Source organism: Actinotalea ferrariae (assembly GCF_019733465.1).
Lineage (GTDB): Bacteria > Actinomycetota > Actinomycetes > Actinomycetales > Cellulomonadaceae > Actinotalea > Actinotalea ferrariae_A.
Map to the genome: position 1 here is coordinate 1 of NZ_JACVQL010000172.1, position 9,163 is coordinate 9,163.

The 9,163-nt window shown below is 74.2% G+C and carries 9 protein-coding genes; 2 read left to right on the forward strand and 7 right to left on the reverse strand.

The window, feature by feature from the left end:
- Both ICW40_RS13775 and ICW40_RS13780 read left to right on the forward strand, forming a co-directional pair.
- A partial coding sequence (locus tag ICW40_RS13775; RefSeq protein ID WP_221654592.1) for a PP2C family protein-serine/threonine phosphatase occupies window positions 1–1,106 on the forward strand: 1,106 nt, incomplete at its 5' end.
- Between the two features lie 16 nt (window positions 1,107–1,122).
- Window positions 1,123–1,452 (forward strand): MGMT family protein, encoded by a 330-nt coding sequence (locus ICW40_RS13780; RefSeq protein WP_221654593.1) that lies wholly within the window; start codon window positions 1,123–1,125, stop codon window positions 1,450–1,452.
- 2 nt (window positions 1,453–1,454) lie between these two features.
- On the opposite strand, the gene ICW40_RS13785 is transcribed toward ICW40_RS13780, so the two are convergent.
- From ICW40_RS13785 to ICW40_RS13815, 7 genes are all read right to left on the reverse strand, one after another.
- Window positions 1,455–2,003: a CoA-binding protein gene (locus tag ICW40_RS13785; protein ID WP_260459210.1), complete on the reverse strand. Its 549-nt coding sequence runs from the start codon at window positions 2,001–2,003 to the stop codon at window positions 1,455–1,457.
- The gene (locus tag ICW40_RS13790) at window positions 2,000–3,388 is read right to left on the reverse strand and encodes an O-acetylhomoserine aminocarboxypropyltransferase/cysteine synthase family protein (protein WP_221654594.1); all 1,389 of its coding nucleotides are present in this window, start codon (window positions 3,386–3,388) and stop codon (window positions 2,000–2,002) included. The genes ICW40_RS13785 and ICW40_RS13790 overlap by 4 nt, the downstream gene beginning before the upstream one ends.
- Complete coding sequence (gene acs, locus ICW40_RS13795; protein WP_374199163.1) at window positions 3,385–5,466, reverse strand: acetate--CoA ligase; 2,082 nt, start codon at window positions 5,464–5,466, stop codon at window positions 3,385–3,387. Before acs ends, ICW40_RS13790 begins: the two co-directional genes overlap by 4 nt.
- A complete protein-coding gene (locus tag ICW40_RS13800; protein WP_221654595.1) occupies window positions 5,460–6,413 on the reverse strand; it encodes an ABC transporter permease in 954 nt (317 codons plus the stop codon). Before ICW40_RS13800 ends, acs begins: the two co-directional genes overlap by 7 nt.
- Window positions 6,414–6,505: 92 nt before the next feature.
- Complete coding sequence (locus ICW40_RS13805; protein ID WP_221654596.1) at window positions 6,506–7,558, reverse strand: aliphatic sulfonate ABC transporter substrate-binding protein; 1,053 nt, start codon at window positions 7,556–7,558, stop codon at window positions 6,506–6,508.
- A gap of 130 nt (window positions 7,559–7,688) precedes the next feature.
- Window positions 7,689–8,543, reverse strand: coding sequence for an ABC transporter ATP-binding protein (locus ICW40_RS13810; protein WP_221654597.1), 855 nt, complete (start codon window positions 8,541–8,543; stop codon window positions 7,689–7,691).
- Window positions 8,544–8,932: 389 nt separating this feature from the next.
- Window positions 8,933–9,163, reverse strand: a 231-nt coding sequence (locus ICW40_RS13815; protein WP_221654598.1) for a benzoate/H(+) symporter BenE family transporter, incomplete at its 5' end; no start/stop codon positions are given.

Below are 9,163 nucleotides of genomic sequence, written 5' to 3' on the forward strand. Positions count from 1 at the left end.
CCCGCGCCCCCCGCCGCACGCGGCGCACGAGGGTGGGCAGCCCGCGCAGGCTCCGGAGGCTGCGCGCCCCGCGCCGGTCGGCGCTCGTGAGCCGGCAGAGCGGCGTCGCGGTCGCGCTCTTCGCGGCGTCGGTCGTGGCGGCGACCGGCATGGCCCTGCACCCGATGTGGGTCCCGCCCGGCGTGATGCTCTTCGTCGTGCTGCTCGGGGTCTTCGCCCTCCGCCTGCCCGGGATGGTCGTCGTCTGCGCTGCCGTGGTCGTCGAGCTGGTCGGGATGCAGGTCGCAGGACTCGTCCACCTGCGGCCCGGCGAGGTGATCGTCATCGCGCTCGCGATCGGCTCCGGGCTGGCCTTCGTGCGGAGCCGCGCGCGACGCGGCCTCCAGGGTGCCGCGAGCGACCTCATGCTGGTCGACCTGCGGGACCGGCTGGTGGCGCACGGGCGGATCCCGGCGCTGCCCGAGCGATGGCGCGTCGACAGCGTGGTGCGCTCGGCGTACGCCGAGGCGTTCTCGGGCGACTTCGTCGTGGCGTCCCGGAGCCAGAACGGCGTGCAGCTCGAGATCGTGCTCGTCGACGTCTCGGGCAAGGGCCAGGAGGCGGGTGTCCGCTCGCTGCTCCTCTCCGGTGCCTTCGGGGGGCTCCTCGGGGCGATGCCGCGAGAGACCTTCCTGCCGGCGGCCAACAACTACCTGCTCGCCCAGAACTGGTCCGAGGGGTTCGCGACGGCCATCCACCTCGCGGTGCGCCTCGACACGGGCCGCTTCTGGGTGTCCACCGCAGGCCACCCGCCCGCGGTGCACCTGCACGCGGGCTCGGGCCGGATCGAGACCGTCGACACCCCTGGCGGGCCGGCCCTCGGGGTCGTGACGGCGCCCGTGTTCGGCGTCCACGAGGGCCAGATGGAGGCGGGCGACACGGTCATGCTCTACACGGACGGGCTGATCGAGTCCCCCGGCAGCGACGTGGACCTGGGCATCGACCGTCTCATGGGTCAGGCCGAGCGCATCATCGCCACGCGCACGGGCGGCGCGGACGCGGTCCTGGCGGGCGTGCGCGCGGGCGAGGGCGACGACCGCGCGCTGATCCTCGTGCACCGGGACTGAGCGGTCGGCCGGCGCCGTGGACGACGACTACCTCGAGGCCGTGCTGGACCTTGTCGAGCAGGTGCCCCCGGGCCGCGTGGTCACGTACGGCTCGGTCGCCGAGGTCCTCGCGGACCGGCTGGGTCGCGGCGGCCCGCGCCAGGTCGGCCAGGTGATGTCCCGGGCCGGAGGCGACCTGCCGTGGTGGCGCGTGGTCAACGCGTCCGGGCGGCCGCCCGCGCACCTGCACGGCGAGGCGATCCGGCGCCTGCGCGCCGAGGGCTGCCCGGTGCTGGGGGAGGGCGACGACGCGCACGTCGCCGTCCGGCGCGCCCTGTGGTGGCCGGACGACGACGTGCCGGGCTGAGCTCAGCCCAGCGCGCGTCGCGAGCTGATGACGCCGGTGTCGAAGCCGGCGAGGTGCAGGCCGCCGTGGAAGCGCGCGTGCTCGATCTTCACGCAACGGTCCATGACGACCTCGAGACCGGCCGCCTCGCCGCGCCGGGCGACGTCCTCGTGCCAGGACCCGAGCTGGAGCCACAGGGTCTTCGCCCCGACCGCGAGGGTCTCGTCGAGGACGGTCGGCAGGTCGTCGTGCCGCCGGAAGACGTCCACGAGGTCGGGCACCACGGGCAGGGACTCCAGCGACGGGTACACGGGCCGGCCGAGGATCTCGGTGGCCCGCGGGTTGACGAAGTACACGTCGTACGGCGACGACGAGAGCAGGTACGTCGCGACGAAGTAGCTCGCGCGCGACGGGTTCGCCGACGCGCCGACGATCGCGATCGAGCGCGCGCGACGCAGGATCGCGAGCCGCTCGCCCGCGTTCGGACCGGCCCACGTCCGCCCCGTCGGGGCCGGCGCGGCGGGGACGGCGCAGGCGTCGCCGGCGGTGGTCACGGGTGCGACGAAGCTCATGCCAGGACCTCCGCGGCCGGCTCGGGAGCGGTGGGGGAGACGTCGGCTGCTGCGGCGTCGGCCGGTCCGACGGCGGCGGTGAGCGCCTGGTCGAGGTCCCAGAGGATGTCCTCGACGTCCTCGAGCCCGACGCTGATCCGCACGAGGTCCTCGGGGACGCCGGCGGCCGCGAGCTGCTCGGCCGAGAGCTGCTGGTGCGTCGTCGACCCCGGGTGGATGACGAGCGTGCGGGAGTCGCCGATGTTGGCGAGGTGGCTCGCGAGCTGGAGACCCTCGATGAAGCGCCGGCCGGCCTCGCGCCCGGGCACGTCCTCGGTGCCGCGCACGCCGAAGGCGAACACCGCACCCGGCCCTGCGGGCAGGTACCGCGCGGCGCGCTCGTGGTGCGGGTGGCTCGGCAGGCCGGCCCAGTTGACGTACCCGATACGCGGGTCCGCCTCGAGCCACTGCGCCACGGCGCGCGCGTTCGCGAGGTGCGCGTCGAGGCGCTGCGGGAGCGTCTCGACGCCCTGCAGGAGGTTGAACGCGGACTGCGGCGACAGGGCCGGTCCGATGTCGCGCAGCTGCTCCGAGCGCAGCTTGGTCAGGAACCCGTACTCGCCGAAGTTCTCCCACCACGAGACGCCGCCGTAGGACGCGACGGGCTCGGTCATCTGCGGGAACCTGCCGTTGCCCCAGTCGAACCGCCCGCTCTCGACGACGACCCCGCCCAGCGTGGTGCCGTGGCCGCCGAGGAACTTCGTGGCGGAGTGGATGACGATGTCCGCGCCGTGCTCGATCGGCCGGCACAGGTAGGGCGTCGCGAGCGTGGCGTCGATGACGAGCGGCACGCCCGCGGCGTGGGCGACCTCTGCCAGCCCGGCGATGTCGGTGACCTCGCCGGACGGGTTGGCGACGACCTCGGCGTACACGACCTTGGTCTCGGGCCGGATCGCGGCCGCGTAGTCGGCCGGGTCCGTCCCGGGCACGAACGTCGTCTCGACGCCGAAGCGCCGCAGGGTCACGTCGAGCTGCGTCACCGTCCCGCCGTAGAGCGAGGCGGCGGCGACGACGTGGTCGCCCGCGCCGACGAGCGCCGCGAAGGTGATGAACTCCGCCGACATGCCCGACGCCGTCGCGACGGCGCCGATCCCGCCCTCGAGTGACGCGATGCGCTCCTCGAGCGCCGCGACGGTCGGGTTGCCGATGCGCGAGTAGATGTTCCCGTACTTCTGCAGCGCGAAGAGGTTCGCGGCGTCGGCCGTGTCGCTGAACACGAAGCTCGTCGTCTGGTAGATCGGCACGGCGCGTGCGCCGGTCGTCGCGTCGGGCACGCCGCCGGCGTGCAGGGCCCGCGTGCGGAACCCCCAGCGGCGGTCCCCGGGGACCTGGGTCGGGTCGGTCACTGCACGGTCTCCTTCTGCTGGCTGCGGCGTGCGGCGAGCACCGCCTCGATCCTGGTGAGCGCCTCCGGGTCCTGCAACGACGTCACGTCGCCCAGGCTTCCCCCCGCGACGAGATCCGCGAGGAGCCGGCGCATGATCTTGCCCGAGCGCGTCTTGGGCAGGTCCGGCACGACGACGACGTCGCGCGGCTTCGCGATCGGCCCGATCTCTCGCGCCACGTGCGCGCGCAGCGCGGCGGTGAGCTCCACGGCGTGCGCGACCCAGGCGGCGGCGTCGTCGGCGGCGGCCGGCGGGCGGGCCGGGATGACGAACGCCGCGACGGCCTGGCCGGTCGTCGGGTCGTCGACGCCGGCGACGCCGGCCTCGCCGACGAGCGGGTGCGACACGAGCGCCGACTCGATCTCGATCGTGGACAGCCGGTGGCCCGAGACGTTGATGACGTCGTCGACGCGCCCGAGCAGCCAGATGTCGCCCTCGGCGTCGTAGCGCGCGCCGTCGCCCGCGAAGTAGTAGCCCTGCGCCGCGAAACGGGCCCAGTAGGCGTCGCGGAAGCGCTCGGGGTCGCCCCACACGGTGCGCGCCATGCCCGGCCACGTGCGGTCGACGACGAGGAGGCCGCCCGAGCCGTGCGGCACCTCGGTGCCGTGCTCGTCGACCACCTTCACCGAGATGCCGGGCAGCGGCTGCGTCGCGGAGCCGGGCTTGAGCGTCGTCACGCCGGGCAGCGGCGCGACCATCGCCGCGCCGGTCTCGGACTGCCACCACGTGTCGACGATCGGGGCGCGGCCCCGACCGACCTGCTCGTGGAACCAGACCCACGCCTCGGGGTTGATGGACTCCCCGACGGTGCCGAGCAGCCGGAGGCTCGACAGGTCCCAGGTCGCCGGGAGCCCGTCGGGGAACCAGGTCATGAAGGTCCGGATGAGCGTGGGGGCGGTGTAGTACGTCGTCACCCCGTAGCGCTCGATGATCTCCCAGTGGCGCCCGGGGTGGGGCGTGCTGGGCGTGCCCTCGTAGATCACCTGGGTGACGCCGTTGGCGAGCGGGCCGTAGATCTCGTAGGTGTGGGCGGTGACCCACGCGAGGTCGGCGGTGCACCAGTAGACGTCGTCGTCGCGCGCGTCGAAGACGGCCCAGTGCGACCACGCCGCATGCGTGAGGTACCCGCCCGACGTGTGGACGAGCCCCTTGGGGCGCCCGGTGGTCCCGGACGTGTAGATGATGAACAGCGGCGTCTCGGCGTCGAACGCCTCGGCCTCGTGCACGTCCAGGGCGCTGCCGACGACGTCGTGCCACCACACGTCGCGGCCCTCGGTCCACGGCACGTCGGGCGTCTGCTCGCCCGTGCGCCCCACCACGAGCACGTGCTCGACGTGCTCGAGCCCCGCCACCGCGGCGTCGGCCGTGGCCTTGGTCGGCACGGCGGCGCCGCGCCGGAACTGGCCGTCGGAGGTGACGACGACGCGCGCGCCGGTGTCCTGGACCCGGAATCGCAGCGCCTCGGCGGAGAAGCCGCCGAACACGAGCGAGTGGATGGCACCGATGCGCGCGACGGCGAGCGTGATGACGATCGTCTCGACGAGCACCGGCAGGTAGACGACGACGCGGTCGCCGCGGCCGACGCCGAGCGCGGTGAGCGCGTTCGCGGCGCGCGAGACCTCGCGCTGGAGCTCGGCGTAGGTGACGGAGCGCCGGTCGCCCGGCTCGCCCTCGAAGTGCAGCGCGACCTTGTCCCCGCGGCCGGCGGCGACGTGCCGGTCGACGCAGTTGACCGCGACGTTGAGCCGGCCACCGGCGAACCACTCGGCCCGCGGCACGGTGAGCCGCTCGGGGTCCTGGGGGTCCGGCACGGCGGGCGCCCAGGTGTGCGCGGTGTGCCACGGCTCGGCCCACTCGAGCCGCTCGGCGGCGCGCTCCCAGAACGCGACGTGGTCCGCGTCGGCCTCGGCGCGCAGCAGCGCGTCGTCGGTCGGCGTGACGTTGGCCGTGCGCGCGAGCTGCGGCGGCGCCGGGAACGTGCGGTCCTCCGTGAGGAGGTTCGCGATGGTCGCGGCGTGGGGGGTGCTGAGGTCTACCACCGGCGCAGGAGCCTCTTCTCGACGACGCCGATGAGGGCGTCGGTCACCTTCCCGAGCACCGCGAGGGTGACCAGGGACAGCAGGATCCGGTCGACGCGACCGTTGTTGGCCGAGTCGGTGAGCAGGAAGCCCAGGCCCATCGACGAGGCGATGAGCTCGGCGGCGACGAGGAAGAGCCACGACTGGGCGAGCGCGAGCCGCAGCCCGGAGACGACGGCGGGCGTGGCGGCCGGCAGCTGGACGCGCAGCAGGAGCGACGTGCCGCGCAGGCCGTAGGCGCGTCCGGCCTCGACGAGGTGCGGGTCCACGTGGCGCAGCGCGGACGCGACCGTCGTGTAGACGGGGAAGAACGCTCCGATCGCGACGAGCAGGACCTTGGAGTCCTCGTTGATCCCGATCCACAGCACGAGCAGCGGCACCCAGCCGAGGGACGGGACGGCGCGCACGGCGCCGACCGTGCCGGCGAGCAGCCCGTCCGCGAGCCGGGACAGGCCGACGAGGGCGCCGACGGCGAGCCCCGTGACCGACCCGATGACGAACCCGATCAGGACGCGCTGCACCGAGATCTGGATGTGCGTGAAGAAGGTGGGCCCGTTCTCCCGCGTGGCGAGCTCGACGCCCGCGGCGACGACCGACCCGGGGGAGGGCAGCTCGTAGGAGGCGAACGTGCCGGTGACCTCCGTCGCGACGTGCCACGCGACGAGCAGCAGCACGGGCACGACGAGGGAGAGGCCGATCCGCCGTACCCGACCGCTCGCACGCGAGCCCGGTCGCGGGCGCTCGACCGCGGCCGTGCCGTGCTCGGTCACGAGGACCTCGGCCGGCGGGGCGTCGTCCTGCACCGCGACCGGCTCCTCGGCGCGCGCGTCGAACTGGTTCAGCGCGCGCAGCGGCTTGCCGTGCCGGTCGACGACCGGCCCGGTCCCGATGCTCCCGGGAATGGTCATTGTCGGCTCCTCCGCCGTGGGGCTCGTGCTGGGTTCGTGCCGGGCCGTGCTGACGGGTCGGGCCCCGCGCGCGGCGGGGCCCGACCCGGGGGTCACTCGGCGATCGTCGAGGGGTCGGCGTTCTCCGCGAACTCCGTGTTGAAGAGGCCGTCGAGCGCGGCGTCGATGTCCTCCTGCGCCCGGACGTCGCCGGACTCGACGAAGATCGGGCCGACGACCTCGAGCACGGCGCGCTGCGTGTCGCCCGGGACGACGTCGAGGTCGATCACGGTGCGCTCGAGGATGACCTTCTCCGCGACCTCGAGGTCGATCGCGGCGACGGTCGAGAGGATCTCGGCGGTCTCCTCGGGGTTCTCGATCGCCCACTCGCGCGCCTTTTCGTACGCGTCGAGCACGACCTGCGCGAGGTCGGGGTTCGTCGTGATGAACTCCTCGGTCGCGTTGAGGAACCCGTAGGTGTTGAAGTCGATGTTGCGGTAGATGAGCTGGGAGCCCGCCGTCGCCTCGCTCGCCGCCATCAGCGGGTCGAGGCCGGACCAGGCGTCGACGGCACCGGACTCGAGCGCCGCCTTGCCGTCGGCGTGCTGGAGGTTCTGCACCTCGACGTCGCCGAGCGCGACGTCGTGCTCCTCGAGCGACTGCAGCAGGAAGAAGTAGGGGTCCGTGCCCTTGGTCGCGGCGACCGAGCGGCCCGCGAGCTGCTCGACCGACGTGATGTCGGAGCCCGCCGGGACGACGATCGCCGACCACTCCGGCTGCGTGTAGATGCCGATGGTCTGGATCGGGGAGCCGTTGGCCTTGGCGAGCAGTGCCGCCGAGCCGGCGGTGGAGCCGACGTCGACCGCACCGGCGCGCAGCGACTCGTTGGCCTTGTTGGAGCCGGCCGACTGCACCCAGTTCACGGTGACGTCGTCGCCGAGCGTGGCCTCGAGCCAGCCCTGCTCCTTGATGATGAGGCTGAGCGGGTTGTAGGTCGCGAAGTCGATGTTGAGGACGTCGTCGCTCCAGCCCTCCTCGCCCGCGGACGCCGCGGGCTCGGGCGCCTCCTCGATGGTGGCCGAGCCCTCGCCTGCCGCGCAGCCACCGAGCATCAGGGCGGCGGCGACGGAGGCCGCGGTGACGGACAGGGCGGTGCGGATCTTCATGGGTTCTCCTGGGCGAGCGGTCGGCCGGTGCGGCCGGACCGGGGGCTGGTCGGTCGGGACTGGTGGGGCGTCGTGCGTGTCGTACGTCGTGCGGTCGTGCGCCGGGACCGCGGGGCGATCCGTCGGCCGGTCAGATCGAGTGGTGCGCGTCGGCGTCGTGCGCGACGTGGTGGCTCGGCACGCCGAGTCCCTCGAGCAGCTGGGCGCGCAGGAGCGCGAGCTGGGCGTCGGCACGGTCCCGGGGGCGGGCACCCGGCACGGTGACCACGCTGCGCACGCCCGCGGGGGCCGACGTCGGCGCGCCGTCGGGCCGGCCCAGCAGCACGACGCGGTCCGCGAGGTAGAGCGCCTCGTCGACGTCGTGCGTCACGAGCAGCACGGTCGTCGGCTCGGCGGCGTGGACCTCGAGCAGCAGGTCCTGCATCTTGAGCCGGGTCAGGGCGTCCAGGGCGCCGAACGGCTCGTCGAGGACGAGCACGCCGGGGTTCCGGGCGAGGGCACGGGCGAGCGACGCCCGCTGCGCCATGCCGCCCGAGACCTGTCGCGGGCGGTAGCCCGTGCACTCGCCGAGCCCGACGAGCTCGAGCAGCTCGGTGACGCGCTGCGCGCCCGCGGTGCGGTCGGTGCCGCGCGGGAGGCCGATCGCGACGTTCTGCGCCAGCGTGCGCCAGGGCAGCAGCCGCGGCTCCTGGAACGCGACGGCGCAGCGGTCGTCGATCCCGGCCACCGGCGTGCCGTCGATGAGGATCTGCCCGGCCGTGGGCGCGTCGAGCCCGCTGACCTGCCGGAGCAGCGTCGACTTGCCGCAGCCGGACGCGCCGATCAGGGCCACGATCTCGCCCGCGGCGATGTCGAGGTCGACGTCGGCGAGGACGGCCTTGGCCCGGCCGCCGCGGTCGCGGGGCGGGAAGGTGCGCCCGACGCCGCGCACCGCGACGGGGTGGGCAGGGTGCGAGCGCACGGTGATGGGGGCGGTGATCGCCATGGGAGTCCTCAGGGGGTGCCGCCGGGCGAGCGCAGGCTCGCACCGGACCGCGCGGGGGATCGGGCGGAGGGGCTGGGGTGAGCGCTGGCGACCGAGGTGCGTCGTCGGACCGTGCGTGCCTGCTCGGGAGAGGAGCGGCTCGTCAGGCGCCAGCGCGTGGCATGCAACAGCAGCCACAGGGGGAGGTCATCATCGGGAGCGCCATCATCACGTCGCGGTGACGGTCGAGCTGGAGCATGGCGCTACCTCCCTCCACATCGGGTCCCGGTCCGTATCGGATCCTGAGACGGGCTGCCCAGTGGGCAAGACCAACATCACGGAGGCTAGGGGCACCCGCGTCGCGCACGCAAGAAGAGCGGGCGGACGTGCCAGATGGCGAGACGGTCGTCTCAGGAACGCTGCGCCGACGTGCGTGGGCGGAGCAGGGCAGCGAGCGCGATGCCGACGAGCAGGCCCCAGAACGCCGACCCGACGCCCGCGAGCTGGAGGCCGGAGGCGGTCACGAGGAAGGTGACCGCGGCCGGCACCGTCGCCGACGTCGCGCCCTCGCCGAACGCGCTCCGCAGCGCGCTCGCGAGCGTCGCGACCAGGGCGAGGCCGGCCGCCGCCTCGACGAGGCC